Origin of the sequence: Pseudomonas sp. s4 (genome assembly GCF_046764235.1) — a bacterium.
Lineage (GTDB): Bacteria > Pseudomonadota > Gammaproteobacteria > Pseudomonadales > Pseudomonadaceae > Aquipseudomonas > Aquipseudomonas asiatica.
The window spans coordinates 1,133,412-1,148,953 of the sequence record NZ_CP177209.1 but is presented as its reverse complement, the minus strand read 5'-3'; the positions used below and the strand labels follow the sequence as shown (position 1 = coordinate 1,148,953).

Genomic DNA, 15,542 nt, shown 5'->3' with positions numbered 1-15,542 from the left:
AGGTGCAAGACCTGCCTCTTTATGCACGGGCAACAAAGGAGAAGCTGTATGCAAGTCAATATCAGTGGACAGCATGTAGAAGTCACCCAGCCACTGCGCGATTATGTGCTTGAAAAGCTCGCTCGCGTGGAAAGTCACTTCGACAAGATCACCAACGTGCAGGTCATCATGAAAGTCGAGAAGCTGCAGCAGAAGGTCGAGGCGACCTTGCAGATTCCCGGCGGCGAAGTGGTTGCCAACGCCGAACACGAAGACATGTATGCAGCGATCGACGCCTTGGCCGACAAGCTTGACCGCCAACTGAAAAAACACAAGGAAAAACAGCAAAGCCTGCTGCAAGGTGCAGCTGCCCGCTGATCCCCCTCATCCATGATCCGACTTGAAACCATCCTGACCCCCGGCCGTTCCCTCGTGAACGTGCCGGGCGGCAGCAAGAAGCGCGCCCTGGAAAAGGTCGCCACCGTCATCGCCGAACAAGTGCCCGAACTGGAGATGCAAGACGTCTTCGAAAAACTGGTCGCCCGGGAAAAACTCGGTTCGACCGGTTTCGGCAACGGCATCGCCATCCCGCACTGCCGGCTTGAAGGATGTTCCGCTCCGGTCAGCGCCCTGCTGCACCTGGAAGCGCCTATCGACTACGACGCCATCGATGGCGCGCCGGTGGACCTGCTGTTCGTCCTGCTGGTGCCAGAAGCCGCCACCGATGCCCATCTGGAATTGCTGCGCCAGATTGCCAGCATGCTCGATCGCAAGGAGGTCCGTGATCGCCTGCGTGCGGCCACCAGCAGCGAGGCCCTGTTCCAGGTTGTCCTGGACGTACAGAACGAGCACTGAACATGCGCCTGATCATCGTCAGCGGCCGGTCCGGCTCCGGCAAGAGCACCGCCCTCGATGTCCTGGAAGACAACGGTTTCTACTGCATTGACAACCTGCCCGCCGGGCTGCTGCCGCAACTGGCGGAAAATGCGCTGATCAACACCGAGTTGCAGCAACCCAAGGTCGCCGTGTCGATCGACGCGCGCAACTTGCCCAGCCACCTGACGCGTTTCCCCGAGTTGCTCGAAGAAGCCCGCGCCCGGCATATCCATTGCGACGTGCTGTACCTGGATGCCGACGAAGACGTACTGCTCAAGCGTTTCTCGGAAACCCGCCGACGCCACCCGCTGACCAACGCCAACCGCTCGCTCGCGGAAGCGATCCGGGTGGAAAGCGAATTGCTGGGGCCGATTGCAGACCTGGCCGACCTGAAGATCGACACCACCAGCCTGAACCTGTACCAGCTGCGTGATTCGATCAAGCTGCGCCTGCTCAACCAGCCCGAGCCTGGCACCGCGTTCCTGGTCGAGTCGTTCGGTTTCAAGCGAGGAATGCCGGTCGATGCCGACCTGGTGTTCGATGTGCGCTGCCTGCCCAACCCTTACTGGAAGCCCGAGCTGCGTGAGCACTCCGGCCTCGACCAACCGGTGATCGACTACCTGGCCGCACAGCCGGATGTCGAAGAGATGTTCAACGACATTTCCAGCTACCTGCTCAAGTGGCTGCCCCGCTTCGCTGCCAGCAACCGTGCCTACGTCACCATTGCCATTGGCTGCACCGGCGGCCACCACCGCTCGGTGTACATCACCGAACGCCTTGGCCAGTTGTTGCAGCAATCCCTGAAAAACGTCCAGGTCCGCCACCGCGACCTCTAGCCCAAGGATCCGCCCCACGATGCCCGCCCGTGAAATCACCATCATCAACAAGCTGGGTCTGCATGCCCGGGCGGCAGCCAAGTTCGTCGGCGTCGCCGGCCGCTTCCCCTGCCAGGTCAGGGTTGGCCGTGCGCCGGACAAGCTGGTGGATGGCAAGAGCATCATGGCGGTGATGATGCTGGCGGCCGGCAAAGGCACCCAGGTGCACCTGCATACCGAAGGCGAGCAGGACGACGATGCCATGGCAGCGCTGGTCGAACTGATCAACAATTATTTCGACGAAGGCGAATAAAGTTCGCAGGCCCGCACGGTCCGTGTGGGAACAGCTTTTTTGCACAAAAAAGCCTTTAGGAGATTGCCCAGTCCTTTGGGCTGCGCTGTCGCGTAGAGAACTGAATCCGCAAGCGGTACGCGTACCCTGTGGGAGCGGCTTTAGCCGCGAAGAATCCAACGCGGTGCATGGCACCGGCTGCGCCGATGTTCGCGGCTAAAGCCGCTCCCACAGCGAAGCCGGTGAACACCCCATCATCCGGCGCAAACCGATGCACAGCCCCAAGCGGGCCAGGCCAGGTCCAACCAGGCGAAGCCGCGCGCCAATAGCAACGCAGTGCCTGCCAGCAACAGCAAAGTCCCGAGCGCCAGGCGAAACAGGCGAAACAGGCGCACGCGGCTGACAGACATCATCTGGGAGCGCATACCGGGGAGACTCACTTCAGGGTTTCGAGGTAGCGGCGCTCCACTTCCGCCCAGTCAATGACGTTGTAGAAGGCACCGATGTATTCCGGACGACGGTTCTGGTACTTCAGGTAGTAGGCATGCTCCCACACGTCCAGGCCGAGGATGGGCGTGTTGCCGTGCATCAGCGGGCTGTCCTGGTTGCCGCTGCTTTCCACTACCAGGGTTTTCTGCGGGGTCACGCTGAGCCAGGCCCAGCCACTGCCGAAGCGGGTCAGCGCAGCCTTGGTGAAGGTCTCCTTGAAGGCATCGAAGCCGCCCAGTTGGGCGTCGATGGCCTGCGCCAGAGCGCCCTGCGGCTCTCCCCCGCCGTGCGGCGACATCACGGTCCAGAACAGGCTGTGGTTGGCGTGCCCACCGCCATGGTTGGTCACCGCACCACGCAGGTTTTCCGGCAGTTGCCCGACCGCGCCGAGCAGTTTTTCCACCGGCCACTCAGCCCACTCGGTGCCTTCGATGGCGGCGTTGAGGCCAGTGACGTAGGTCTGGTGGTGCTTGGTGTGGTGGATTTCCATGGTCTGCGCGTCGATGTGCGGTTCCAGCGCAGCGTAAGCGTAAGGCAGTGCAGGCAAGGTATGGGGCATATCAGTGAATTCCGTAGGCATGGGTTGGGCGATGACCAACGCGGCCACCGCTGACGCTTGGGCCGTGACTCAGTGTCAGATACCACCGGCGGTGAGTTTTTCCGGGTCCAGTAGCGCTTCCAGCTGGTCACGCGACAGGTCGGTGTGTTCCAGCGCCACGTCGATGATCGGACGGCCTTGCTTGTAAGCGGTCTTGGCGATTTCGGCGGCCTTGAGGTAGCCGATGATCGGGTTCAGCGCCGTGACCAGAATCGGGTTGCGTGCCAGGGCTTCCTTGAGCTTGCTTTCGTTGACCTTGAAACTGGCGATGGCCTTGTCGGCCAGCAGGCGGCTAACGTTGGCCATCAGTTCGATGCTCTCCAGCAGGTTGCGGGCGATCACCGGCAGCATCACGTTCAGCTCGAAGTTGCCGGACTGGCCAGCGATGGCGATGGTGGCGTCATTGCCGATCACTTGGGCGGCGACCATGGCGGTGGCCTCTGGAATCACCGGGTTGACCTTGCCAGGCATGATAGAAGAGCCCGGCTGCAGGCCTTGCAGTTCGATTTCGCCCAGCCCGGCCAGCGGGCCAGAGTTCATCCAGCGCAGGTCGTTGGCAATCTTCATCAACGCCACGGCGGCAGTCTTGAGCTGGCCGGACAGGGCCACTGCGGTGTCCTGCGAGCCGATCAGGGCGAACAGGTTCTGCCCGGGGGTGAACTCGACCTGGGTCAGGCCGCTGAGCTGGCGGGCGAAACCAGCAGCGAATTGCGGGTGGGCGTTGATGCCGGTACCCACGGCCGTGCCGCCCTGGGCCAGGGCCTGCAGGCTCGGCAGGGTCGCTTCGATGTGTGCCTTGGCGCCATTGATCTGCGCCGCCCAGCCATCCAGCACCTGGCTCATGCGCACCGGCATGGCGTCCATCAGGTGGGTGCGGCCGGTCTTCACGTACTGATGCACCTGTGCCGACTTGGCCTCGATCACCTGCACCAGATGCGCCAGGGCGGGCAGTAGCTGCTCGTGCAAGGCCAGGGCGGCGCTGACGTGAATCGTGGTCGGGATGATGTCGTTGCTGCTCTGGCCGCAGTTGGCGTGGTCGTTGGCGTTGACGGCCTCACCCAGCACGCGACTGGCCAGTGTGGCGATCACCTCGTTGGCGTTCATGTTCGAGCTGGTTCCAGAACCTGTCTGGAACACATCCACCGGGAAATGCTGGATGAAGTCACCCGCCAGGAGTTGCTCGACTGCTGTTACGATGGCCTTGCCTTGCGCGGTCGACAACTGTTCCAGTTCGACGTTGGCCTTGGCCGCGGCAGCCTTGGCCAGCAGTAGTGCACGAATGAACTGGGCCGGCATGCGCTGGCCGCTGATCGGGAAATTGTCGACCGCGCGTTGGGTCTGGGCACCGTACAGGGCCTGGGCCGGCACCTGCAGTTCGCCCATGCTGTCACGCTCGATACGGGTATCACTCATCATCAAATCCTTGCATCAGTTCATCGGGAGAAATCGACGGCAGCAGGCGGCAATTGGCCAACTGCAGGGCGTAGGGCTGCCAGCGCTGGCTCTGTGCCTCGCGGTCGAGGTTGCGCAGGTCCAGCAATGGGCGCCAGGCCTGGTCCAGGCACAGGCAGCGCCAATGCCAGGGCAGCATGCGGTCGCAGGCGGTATCCAGCAGCAGGCGGAAGGAGGTCAGTGCCACCGTCCATGGCGAAGTCTCGGTGCAGCACACCAGGTAACGGCCTTCAGCCAGGTAATGCTCGATCAGGCGCGGTTCGTCGGGCTCAAGCGCACAGCGGATGCGTCGGCTGAGCCAGCGCCAGTTTTCCAGGTAGGGCAGTTCGCGGAGGACGGGTTTCATGAACATCATCGCCGGGTTACTGGGTAATGATATTAATTATTAAATGATAAATAGAATCACTTCAATAGAAAGCTGATGGAACAAAAAACCCGGCGCGGGGGCCGGGTCTTTGGTTTCATTGAAAATTCTGTAGTGCCTGCACCGGCCTCTTCGCGGGTAAAACCGCTCCCACAGGAATCGCATAAGGCTCAGTCTTGTGCAGTACCTGTAGGAGCGGGTTTACCCGCGAAGAGGCCGGTAAAGGCTGTGGATCAGCTACCTGCCACAGTCATCCGCTCGATCAGCACCGACCCGGTGTGAATGTTGCTGCGGGTCTCAAGATCGCTGCCGATCGCGACAATCTGCTGGAACATGTCTTTCATGTTCCCGGCAATGGTCACTTCCTGCACCGCGTGCTGAATCTCGCCATTCTCGACCCAGAAGCCCGCCGCGCCACGGGAATAATCACCCGTCACCATGTTCAGGCCATGCCCCATCAACTCGGTCACCAGCAGCCCTCGGCCCATGCGCCGGATCAGCGCCGCCTGGTCTTCGACCCCATGGCTGACGAACAGGTTGTGCACGCCGCCGGCATTGGCCGTGCTTGGCAAACCCAGCTTGCGCCCGGAATAGGTACCCAGCAGGTACGACACCAGCTCACCCTTGTCGACGAACGGCTTGGCATAGGTAGCCAGGCCATCGCCGTCGAATGCGGCACTGCCCAGTGCCCGCGGAATGTGCGGGCGCTCGTCGAGGGTCAGCCAGGTGGGGAACAGGCGCTGGCCGATGGTCCCCTCCAGGAATGACGACTTGCGGTACAGGTTGCCGCCGGAGATGGCCGACAGGAAACTGCCGAACAGGCCACCGGCCAGCTCGGCCGAGAACAGCACCGGCACCTCGCAGGTCGGCACCGGCCGCGCCCCCAGACGGCTGGCTGCACGCTGGGCAGCGCGCATGCCGATGCTACGCGGGTCGGCCAGCAGGTTGCCCTGCCGGTTCACGTCGTACCAGTAGTCACGCTGCATCTGGCCGTCGCCTTCGGCGATCATCACACAGCTCAGGCTGTGCCGGGTCGAGGCGTAGCCACCGATGAAACCATGGCTGTTGCCATACACGCGGCAACCCTGGTGGGTATTGAGGGTGGTACCGTCGGCATTGAGGATACGCGGGTCGGCGTCGAACGCCGCCGCTTCGCAGGCCAGGGCCATCTCGATGGCCTTCTCTGGCTCGAGGTTCCAGTCGTGGTACAGGTCCAGGTCCGGGATATCGCGGGCCATCAACGCTGCGTCGGCCAGGCCGGAACATTCGTCCTCGGAGGTATGCCTGGCAATCGCCAAGGCCGCGGCGACGGTTTCGCGGATCGCTTCCGGGCCACTGGCCGAGGTGCTGGCCGAGCCTTTGCGCTGGCCCACATAGAGGGTGATGCCAAAGCCCTGGTCGCGGTTGAACTCGACCGTCTCGACCTCTCGCTGACGTACCGTGGTGGACAGGCCCTGCTCCAGCGACACCGCCACTTCGCAGGCGCTGGCCCCCTGGCGGCGCGCCTCGGCGATGATCGCCTCGACCTGCTCCTGCAATGCTGGCAGGTCCTTCGGACCTACGCTCTGGACTGCACTCATGGTTCTCTCCACTCAAATTCTGCGTTCGGCGAGGGTCATTCTACGACCGGGCCGGACAAGCGGCCCCCGACTGGTTATCATGGCGGCGATTTCTAGCGGACTGCCACCATGGTTGATTCAAACGACGACGCCTTCGACGGCGAAAAAAGCAAAACCCAGATCAAGCGCGAGCTGCATGCGCTGGTCGAACTCGGCGAGCGCCTTACCACGCTCAAGGCCGATACCCTGGCTCGCCTGCCGTTGACCGACGAGCTGCGCAAGGCCCTGGCCGAAGCCAGCAAGCACACCGCTCACGGTGCCCGCAAACGCCACATGTCGTTTGTCGGCAAGCTGATGCGCGTGCAGGACCTGGATGCCATCCACGCTCTGCTCGAACAGATGGACAGCTCGACCCGCCAGTACAATGAGCGCTTCCACAGCCTGGAGCGCTGGCGCGACCGGTTGATCGACGGTAACGACGAAGACCTCGAACGCTTCGTCAACGAATACCCCGACACCGACCGCCAGCAGCTGCGCTCGCTGGTACGCCATGCCCAGCACGAGAAGGCCCGGAACAAGCCGCCTGCCGCCGCGCGCAAGGTGTTCAAGTACATCCGCGATCTCGACGAGCTGCAGCGCGGATTGCGCTGATCGCCATGGGGCCGCTTTGCGGCCCATTCGCAGCACAAGGCGGCTCCTACAGAAATACGCGATCCCTGTAGGAGCAGCCTTGTGCTGCGAATGGACCGCAAAGCGGTCCCTGAAGCCATCACGCCCCTGTACCGCCCACGGTGATCGCATCCAGCTTCAAGGTCGGCTGCCCGACCCCCACCGGCACCGACTGCCCGTCCTTGCCGCAAGTCCCTACCCCGCTGTCCAGCGCCAGGTCGTTACCGACCATCGACACCCGGCTCATCGCCTCCGGCCCGTTGCCGATCAGGGTCGCCCCCTTCACCGGCGCGGTAATCTTGCCGTCTTCGATCAGGTAGGCCTCACTGGTCGAGAACACGAACTTGCCGCTGGTAATGTCCACCTGGCCACCGCCGAGGTTGGCGCAGTAGATACCCTTCTTCACCGAAGCGATGATTTCCTGCGGGTCGCTTTCGCCCGCACGCATGTAGGTGTTGGTCATGCGCGGCATCGGCAGGTGCGCGTAGGATTCGCGGCGGCCGTTGCCGGTCACCGCCATGCCCATCAGGCGCGCATTCAGCTTGTCCTGCATGTAGCCCTTGAGCACACCGTTCTCGATCAATGTGGTGCACTCGGTCGGGGTGCCTTCGTCATCCACGCTCAGCGAGCCACGGCGGCCTTCGAGGGTGCCGTCGTCGACAATGGTGCACAGGCTCGACGCCACCTTCTCGCCAATGCGGCCGCTGAACGCCGAACTGCCCTTGCGGTTGAAGTCACCTTCCAGGCCATGGCCGACAGCCTCGTGCAGCAGCACGCCCGACCAGCCCGAACCCAGCACCACCGGCAGGGTACCAGCCGGTGCCGGGATCGCCTCCAGGTTCACCAGGGCCTGGCGCAGCGCTTCGCGGGCATAGCCCATGACCCGTTCTTCGGTGAAGAAGCGGTAGTCGGTACGCCCGCCACCGCCCTGCCCGCCACGCTCGCGGCGGCCGTTCTGCTCGACGATTACGCTGACGTTGAAGCGCACCAGCGGGCGCACGTCGGCGGCCAGGCTGCCATCGGCCGCAGCGATCAGGATGCGTTCCCAGACCCCGGCCATGCTCACACTGACCTGCTGGATACGCGGGTCAAGGGTGCGGGTGGCGGCGTCGACACGCTTGAGCAGTTCGACCTTTTCGGCACGGCTGAGCACATCCAGCGGGTTGTCCGCCGGGTAAAGCGCGGTCACATCCTGGCTGCGGAAGGCCTGCACCTTGCCGTTCTGCCCGGCACGCGAGATCGAACGGGCGGCACGGGCGGCCGAGGTCAGCGCTTCGAGGTTGATTGCATTGCTGTAGGCAAAGCCGGTCTTTTCACCGGACTGGGCACGCACGCCCACGCCCTGGTCGAGGTTGAAACTGCCCTCTTTGACGATGCCGTCTTCCAGCGCCCAGGTTTCCGAGATCTGGCCCTGGAAATACAGGTCGGCGGCATCGATGCCGGGGCCGGCCAACTCACCCAGCACGCTCTGCAGGCTGTCCAGGGTCAAGCCGCCTGGGGCCAGGAGCTGCTCGCTGACGGTGGATAACATCTGGCTCATAGTCACTCCGAGGTGTGCGCAGGCCGCAACGCGCCCTGCGAGAAAAAGCGCCGGTGCGATACCACCGGCATGCGCGCCCGGATGGACGCTTGTTCGTCAATGTCGCGCTCGGCGAGCAGCACCGCTTCACCTTGCGCCTGTTCCGCGACGATGCGCCCCCAGGGGTCGACGATCGCCGCATGGCCATGGGTTTCCCGTGGCCCCGGGTGGGTGCCGCCCTGTGCCGCAGCCAGCAGGTAGCACTGGGTCTCGATGGCACGGGCGCGCACAAGCACTTCCCAATGTGCCGCGCCCGTTACCGCAGTGAAGGCGGCCGGCGCAGTGATCAGTTCCGCGCCGGCGGCGCGCAGTGCGCTGTACAGTTCGGGGAAGCGCAGGTCGTAGCACACGCTCAGCCCCAGCCGCCCCACCGGCGTATCAGCCACCACTACCTGGGCGCCGTGGGCATAGTCGTCGGACTCGCGGTAACGGCCACGATTGTCGGCAACGTCCACATCGAACAGGTGCAGCTTGTCATAGCGTGCCGCTACCTCACCGTGTTCGTCGATCAGCAGCGAGCAGGCATGGGCCTTGGCTTCAGGTTGGCCGACCGGTGGCAATGGCAAGGTACCGGCGACAATCCATAACTTGAGGTCGCGGGCGGTGCGTTTCAACCATGGCAGGATCGGCCCTTCGCCCAACGCTTCGGCGCGGCCGATGGCAGCGGCGTCCTTGCGGCCCATGGCAGCGAAGTTTTCCGGCAGCACCGCCAGCCGTGCGCCGCCAGAGGCGGCCTGCTCCAACAGGGCACCGGCGCGCTGCAGGTTGGCCAGCACATCGTCCTGGCTGACCATCTGGATTACAGCTGCCTTCATGGGCACTCCTAGCGGGATTTCTCGAAAGGTTTCACAAATGTGATTCTAGGCTCTTTCACCGGACCTTCGACACGGTAGTGCACGCTGGCGAAGCGTGACACCCGGTCACCGATCAGCCGGTCCACCAGGAACAGCGCCCCGCCCACGGCCGGCGCGCCGACAATCAAGGCCGCCAGCGGCAAGTTGTTGGTCACTGGCAGGCTCACCTGCAGGTTGGCATCGACCCGGTCGCGTACCAGGTCCAGGGTACCGTCCAGCTCGAAGTTGCTCGACGGGCCGGTCACAGCGATTGGCTCGCGGGTCACATAGACACCGTCACTGGCTACCAGCAAACCTTTGACACGGTCGTAGGCCAGGCCCTTGTCGAACAGGTCGGAGAAGTCCAGGCGCAAGCGCCGACCGATGGAGTTGAAGTTCAGCAGGCCGAACACCCGCAGCGCCTGGGCACTGCCTTCAACCTCCACGAACTGGCCGGTGCGCAGTGCTGCGTCCATGCTGCCAGAGAAGCGCTTGAGGCTCACCGAGGCCGGCGAACCCGGCCAGCGGCCATCCACATCCAGGCGGAAGTCGCGGCTGGTCACGGTCGGTGCAAAGCCCCAGGCCTTGAGCACATCCGCCAGGTTCTTGCCGTCCAGGCGCCCTTTGTACCAGCTGCTGGTGCTGCCCGGTTCGCCTTCCCAGCCACCGCCACCATCGATACGCAGGCCTTTGAAGTCGAGGTCTATATCGCTGGCGGTCACGCCACGCGCGGTCGGCCGCAGCTTGAGCGACGCACTGCCGTACAGGTCGTCACCGCGATAGAGCTTGTCAATGCTCAGGTCCAGCGCCGGAACCTTGCGCGGGTCGAACGAAGCCAGCGGGTCCGGGCCCTCCTCGGCCTGTGCCTCTGCCTGCTTTTCCGCCGCGCTGGCGGCGGGCAGGCGCAAGGTCTGCATGCGCACCACCATTGGCGCGCCCTTGGCATCCGGCACCCGGGCGTTGCCGATGACTTCCTTGCTATCGAAGCGCAGATCCCAGGCGGGGCCGCCACGGGCCAGGCGCACCACGGCCTGGTTCAGGTCCAGGCCAAAGGCTTTCAGCTGGCCGATGCTCAGGTCTACGCCTTGCAGGTTCTGCCTCGCGCTACCGCCCGGGTCATCGCCGGCCAGGCGCGCCGCCTGTTCCTGCCAGGGCCCCAGGTCCAGCGTCTCCAGGTGCCCGCGCACGCGCAGGCCCTGGCCGGCAGGTACCTGGGCGTTACCGGTGCCCAGCAGCAACTCGCCACGGCCCTGCCCCAGCTTCTCGGCCGGCGCGGCGTAGGCAAAGCGGGCAAGGTCGGTGTAGGCGACATCGAAGCGCCGCTCCGGCCCCTGGAGGGTCATGCTGAAGCGTGTGTCACGGGTATCGGCCGCTGCCTTGCCGAACGGTGCCGGCAGGTCTATGGCCAAGCCCCTGAGGCTGGAATCGACACTCAGGCGGTTGTCCCGGCTACCCAGGCTGAGCTGCAACTGGTAAGGCAGGTCGCCGGACGCCGGCAAGGCCTGCTTGAACTGCAGCCAGTCGGTCAGTGCCTTGAGCGACACCTGGCCGCTGGCGTTGACGCGTGTCTGCATCTGCCCGGGCTGGCCTTCGGCGGTGATTTGCGCCGTCACCGGCTTGCCGAAGGCCTGCAGGCTGATGCCCTTGCCGCTCAGGCCCTTGTCCAAATCGAAACTGAAGTCACCCTTCAGGCGGCTCAACTCCAGGCTCGGCGGCGCAACCTTCAATCGCGCATCGTCGGTGGCAAAGTCTACCTGCACTTTCGGCCGCTGCCCGCGAGCCAGCGGAATGTCGAGCTTGACCTTGCCCTTGAGCGGCCCCTCACCCTCCCAGCCGGCAAATATCTCGCCGGTGCCGATTGGAGCCTCCTTGAGGATCTTCAGGCCATCGCCCAAGCTCCCGTCGAAGTCACCATCGAGGTACAGGTGGCTTTGCTGGCCCTCGTCGACATGCGGGATATCGACGCTCACATTACTGACCTTGGTGTCGAGGAGTACGCCACGCTGGGCCTTGACGCGCACACCACTGTCCTCGATGAACACATCGCCATCCACGTGCTGCACCTGCGGCCAGCCCGGCTGGAAGTCCAGGGCTGCATCACGCACCTTGAAGAACAGGCTGATGCTGCGGGCTTCCGGCGCGACACCATGGTTCAGCGAGCCTTGGTACTGGAAGTAGCCTTCGTCCACCGTGCCTTTGACGATCGCACTGCGCAGCCATTCGTCGAGTGCCGGGCTGAGCACCTCGGGCAGGTACTTGGCGGTGTAGCGGCCATCGCCTTCGGTCAGGCCGACGCGCAGGTCCATGTAGTCTTCACGGCCTTCTTCGAACAACAGGCGAATGAGGAAGTCACCGGCGATCTTGCCCTCCTCGCCCAGTACCTTGAGGTAAGGCGCGACCAGGGTGAAACCCTCCTTGTCCAGGGCCCAGGTCAGGCGCGCATTGGCCTTCTGGTAATGCCAGGGTTTGGCGAAGATCGGGTACAGGTGCAGCATGAACGCATCGGTATCAAGGCGCAGTTCGCCATGACCAAGGTCTCCGCTGATGCTGCCGCTGACGTTACCGGCTGCCGGGGCATTGTGATAGGCATCGAAACCGACCTTCTCCAGGTTGGCTTCGAACTGCAGGCGCTGGTCACCCTCTGCCTTGGGCCGGGCTACCAGACGCACATTGCGCAACGCGCCGGTCACATTCAGGCCATCGACCACGGCCATGACCTTGTCCGGCAGTGGCGCCAGGGCATCGACGAGCGGTGTCAACGGCGTGAGGTCGAGGCGGTCGGCCTGCACGTTCCAGCTTTCCGCGGCAGCGTCCTCGCCTGGACGCTGCTGCAATTGCAGGTGCGACTCCCAACGGGTCTTGCCGACGTCCATGGCCAGGGAGTCGACTACCACATCGAAGCCTTGTTCCTGGCGCAGGAACCAGGCACCCAGCGCCAGGTTGTTCAGCCTGGCCGCCTTGCGCCCGGCATAGGCACCGTGCAGCTCCGGTGCATTGAGGCGTACAACGGCCTGCTGCAACTGCCCCTTGCTCCAGTCGACCCAGAACTCGCCGCCCGCCCGCAGGGCGTCGGCATGCCACTGGCCCAGCAGGCGTGGCGGCAGCCAACGCGCCCAGTCACTCTGTGGCAGGCTCAGGTAGGCTTCGACCTTGCCGTCGCGCCAGGCGCTGGGCGTGGCACGACTGCGCAGGTTCAGCGAAAGCGGTTGGCCATCGGGAAGGGTCGCGCGCAGATCCAGGGCATGGCGCGAAGCTCCGGCCTGCAGGCCAACGCTCACATAAGTGAGGGTCAACGGGTCGCGCTGCCAGGGGTGCAGGGTGACCTGACTGTCGAACACATCGATGCGGCCCAACTGGCGCAGGCGCTGCAACAACTCGGCGGGGTCGAGCGGCGCATCGTCCTTCTTCGGCAGGCCTTCGAGGTTCCAGGCGCCCTGCTCGTTCTCGCGCAGGATCAACTGCAGGCCGCCCAACTGAATGCGTGCCAGGCGTACTTCTCGGGCAGTGAGGCTGGCCCAGACATCGGGGACTACCTTGACGTCGTCCAGGCGCAGGGCCGTCGCCCCATCGCCCAGTTGCAGGTCACGCACCCGCAGCACCGGTGCCAGGCCGCTCCAGCGGCCTTCCAGGGCACCAACGTGCACGGGCAGGCCCAAAGCCTGCTCGGCCTTGCTTTCCACATCGGCGCGATACTCGGCCACCAACGGCACCAGTTCGCGGCCGAGGCTGACATACAGTGCCACCAGTACTGCCAGCAGGGCGCAAACGCCCAGCCCCCAGCGGGTCAAGGCGACAAGAACGCGGTTCAGACGTCCCATGGCCATGGCCCTCCAGGTCGTTTATCCATGATGGCCCGTAGCCCCGGATTTTCCAGCCCGGGCCACCTGCGGCGCGTTTCAGAAGGCCTCAGAGCAGCACCACATCGTATTGTTCCTGCGAATACATCGACTCCACCTGGAAACGAATGGTTCGGCCGATAAAGGCTTCCAGCTCCGCGACGTTACCGGATTCTTCATCCAGCAACCGATCGACCACCTTCTGGTTGGCAAGCACGCGGTAGCCTTCGGCCTGATATGCACGGGCCTCGCGCAGGATCTCGCGGAAGATTTCGTAACAGATGGTCTCGGGGGTTTTCAGCTTGCCACGACCCTGACAGGCCAGGCAGGGCTCGCACAGCACCTGTTCCAGGCTTTCGCGTGTGCGCTTGCGGGTCATCTGCACCAGGCCCAGCTCGGTGATGCCGATGATGTTGGTCTTGGCGTGATCGCGCTCCAGCTGCTTTTCCAGCGTTCGCAGCACCTGGCGCTGGTGCTCCTCGTCTTCCATGTCGATGAAGTCGATGATGATGATGCCGCCGATATTGCGCAGGCGCAGTTGCCGGGCGATGGCGGTGGCGGCCTCGAGGTTGGTCTTGAAGATGGTCTCTTCAAGGTTGCGATGGCCGACGAAGGCGCCGGTGTTCACATCGATGGTGGTCATCGCTTCAGCCGGGTCGACCACCAGGTAGCCACCGGACTTCAGCGGCACCTTGCGCTCCAGTGCACGCTGGATCTCGTCCTCGACGCCGTACAGGTCGAAAATCGGCCGTTCGCCCGGGTAGTGTTCGAGGCGGTCGGCGATTTCCGGCATCAGTTCGCCAACGAACTGCGTGGTCTTCTGGAAGGTTTCCCGCGAGTCGATGCGGATCTTCTCGATCTTCGGGTTGACCAGGTCACGCAAGGTACGCAGGGCCAGGCCCAGGTCCTCGTAGATGACCGTGGGCGCACCGCAGGTCTTGATCTGGGTGCCGATCTGCTCCCACAGGCGGCGCAGGTAGCGAATGTCCTGCAGGATCTCTTCAGCGCGTGCGCCTTCGGCGGCGGTGCGCAGGATGAAGCCACCGGCGTCCTTGATGTTCTCGCTTTCCATGCAGTCGCTGACTACCTGCTTGAGGCGCTCGCGCTCGGCTTCGTCTTCGATCTTCAGGGAAATGCCGACATGGCTGCTGCGCGGCATGTACACCAGGTAGCGTGACGGGATCGACAGCTGGGTGGTCAGGCGCGCGCCCTTGGTGCCGATCGGGTCCTTGGTCACCTGTACCACCAGGGCCTGGCCCTCGTGCACCAGGGCGGTGATGTTCTCTACCGCCGAGCCTTCGCGCTGGGATATTTCCGAGGCATGGATGAATGCCGCGCGCTCAAGGCCGATGTCGACGAAGGCCGCCTGCATGCCCGGCAGCACACGCACCACCTTGCCTTTGTAGATATTGCCGACGATGCCCCGGCGCTGGGTGCGCTCGACATGCACTTCCTGCAGCACCCCGTTTTCCACCACCGCCACGCGCGACTCCATCGGGGTGATGTTGATCAGGATCTCTTCACTCATGGCAGGCTCTCGTCAAAGGTCTTGGGTAATGATGGATGGCGTATGCAGTGCTGGCTACCGCTGGTTTGTTACCTCTGGCGTATGCGCGGGCGATTGCCAGCAGGCAATGCCGAATTGGCCAAGCAGTTCGGCCGTTTCGCTGAGGGGCAAGCCGACCACCGCCGAGTAGCTACCGGAAAGGCCGGTGACGAACACCGCGCCCAAGCCCTGGATGGCATAGCCGCCGGCCTTGTCCGCGGGCTCGCCGCTGGCCCAGTAGCGTTGCGCTTCCTCGGCGCTGATTGCACGGAAGCGCACCTTGCTGGTGACGCACAGGCTGTGCACGCGCTGGCCATCGCTCAGGGCGACCGCGGTCAAAACCTGGTGCTCGCGGCCCGACAGGTCGGCCAGCATGGCCAGGGCATCTTCGCGGTTTTCCGGTTTGCCGAGAATACGACCATCGAGCACCACGGCAGTGTCTGCACCCAGCACCACAGCTGGGCCTTCGAGGCAGGCCAGGCCGGCGGCAGCCTTGGCCCGGGCCAGGCGCTCGACGTAGGCCGGGGCGCTTTCATTGGGCAGCGGGGTTTCATCGATGGGGGCACTGACAACGCTGAACGGCACCCCGATCTGGGCCAGCAGTTCACGACGACGGGGCGAGCCGGAGGCCAGGTATAGCGGGTTCATGCAGACA

Annotated in this window: 14 protein-coding genes; 5 read left to right on the top strand and 9 right to left on the bottom strand. The window is 64.0% G+C overall.

Annotated elements, in window-relative coordinates; translation table 11 throughout:
* Nucleotides 1-48: 48 nt before the first annotated feature.
* Genes hpf through ACK56M_RS05400 form a run of 4 tightly spaced genes read left to right on the top strand, consistent with a single transcriptional unit; the run spans nucleotide 49 to nucleotide 1,983 of the window.
* Nucleotides 49-357: a ribosome hibernation-promoting factor, HPF/YfiA family gene (hpf, locus tag ACK56M_RS05415; RefSeq protein ID WP_003255135.1), complete on the top strand. Its 309-nt coding sequence runs from the start codon at nucleotides 49-51 to the stop codon at nucleotides 355-357.
* Nucleotides 358-369: 12 nt separating this feature from the next.
* A complete protein-coding gene (ptsN, locus tag ACK56M_RS05410) occupies nucleotides 370-834 on the top strand; it encodes a PTS IIA-like nitrogen regulatory protein PtsN (RefSeq protein WP_015269060.1) in 465 nt (154 codons plus the stop codon).
* A gap of 2 nt (nucleotides 835-836) precedes the next feature.
* Complete coding sequence (gene rapZ / locus ACK56M_RS05405) at nucleotides 837-1,691, top strand: RNase adapter RapZ (RefSeq protein ID WP_061303255.1); 855 nt, start codon at nucleotides 837-839, stop codon at nucleotides 1,689-1,691.
* A gap of 19 nt (nucleotides 1,692-1,710) precedes the next feature.
* Nucleotides 1,711-1,983 (top strand): HPr family phosphocarrier protein, encoded by a 273-nt coding sequence (locus ACK56M_RS05400; RefSeq protein WP_013971075.1) that lies wholly within the window; start codon nucleotides 1,711-1,713, stop codon nucleotides 1,981-1,983.
* Between the two features lie 415 nt (nucleotides 1,984-2,398).
* Here ACK56M_RS05400 and ACK56M_RS05395 read toward each other — a convergent pair whose 3' ends face one another.
* From ACK56M_RS05395 to pmbA, 4 genes are all read right to left on the bottom strand, one after another.
* A complete protein-coding gene (locus ACK56M_RS05395) occupies nucleotides 2,399-3,010 on the bottom strand; it encodes a superoxide dismutase (protein WP_100413273.1) in 612 nt (203 codons plus the stop codon).
* A gap of 75 nt (nucleotides 3,011-3,085) precedes the next feature.
* The gene (locus ACK56M_RS05390; RefSeq protein WP_411959292.1) at nucleotides 3,086-4,462 is read right to left on the bottom strand and encodes a class II fumarate hydratase; all 1,377 of its coding nucleotides are present in this window, start codon (nucleotides 4,460-4,462) and stop codon (nucleotides 3,086-3,088) included.
* Nucleotides 4,455-4,856, bottom strand: a complete 402-nt coding sequence (locus ACK56M_RS05385) for a FagA protein (protein ID WP_080604845.1) — start codon at nucleotides 4,854-4,856, stop codon at nucleotides 4,455-4,457. Before ACK56M_RS05385 ends, ACK56M_RS05390 begins: the two co-directional genes overlap by 8 nt.
* A gap of 242 nt (nucleotides 4,857-5,098) precedes the next feature.
* The gene (pmbA, locus tag ACK56M_RS05380) at nucleotides 5,099-6,445 is read right to left on the bottom strand and encodes a metalloprotease PmbA (protein WP_085720761.1); all 1,347 of its coding nucleotides are present in this window, start codon (nucleotides 6,443-6,445) and stop codon (nucleotides 5,099-5,101) included.
* Between the two features lie 108 nt (nucleotides 6,446-6,553).
* Between pmbA and yjgA the strand changes: the two genes are divergently transcribed.
* On the top strand, nucleotides 6,554-7,075 hold the full coding sequence (yjgA, locus tag ACK56M_RS05375) for a ribosome biogenesis factor YjgA (protein WP_003255152.1): 522 nt from the start codon (nucleotides 6,554-6,556) through the stop codon (nucleotides 7,073-7,075).
* 118 nt (nucleotides 7,076-7,193) lie between these two features.
* Here yjgA and tldD read toward each other — a convergent pair whose 3' ends face one another.
* The 5 genes from tldD to ACK56M_RS05350 all read right to left on the bottom strand — a co-directional run bounded on the left by tldD (nucleotide 7,194) and on the right by ACK56M_RS05350 (nucleotide 15,535).
* Entirely contained in the window at nucleotides 7,194-8,633 is a 1,440-nt protein-coding gene (tldD, locus tag ACK56M_RS05370) for a metalloprotease TldD (RefSeq protein WP_054573148.1), read from the bottom strand.
* Between the two features lie 2 nt (nucleotides 8,634-8,635).
* Nucleotides 8,636-9,487 carry a carbon-nitrogen hydrolase family protein gene (locus ACK56M_RS05365; RefSeq protein WP_015269054.1) on the bottom strand — a complete coding sequence of 284 codons (852 nt, stop codon included), beginning with the start codon at nucleotides 9,485-9,487 and terminating at the stop codon, nucleotides 8,636-8,638.
* Between the two features lie 8 nt (nucleotides 9,488-9,495).
* Nucleotides 9,496-13,329 carry a YhdP family protein gene (locus ACK56M_RS05360; protein WP_217190033.1) on the bottom strand — a complete coding sequence of 1,278 codons (3,834 nt, stop codon included), beginning with the start codon at nucleotides 13,327-13,329 and terminating at the stop codon, nucleotides 9,496-9,498.
* 82 nt (nucleotides 13,330-13,411) lie between these two features.
* On the bottom strand, nucleotides 13,412-14,869 hold the full coding sequence (gene rng, locus ACK56M_RS05355) for a ribonuclease G (RefSeq protein WP_013971067.1): 1,458 nt from the start codon (nucleotides 14,867-14,869) through the stop codon (nucleotides 13,412-13,414).
* A gap of 54 nt (nucleotides 14,870-14,923) precedes the next feature.
* Entirely contained in the window at nucleotides 14,924-15,535 is a 612-nt protein-coding gene (locus ACK56M_RS05350; RefSeq protein WP_015269052.1) for a Maf family protein, read from the bottom strand.
* Nucleotides 15,536-15,542: the final 7 nt, after the last annotated feature.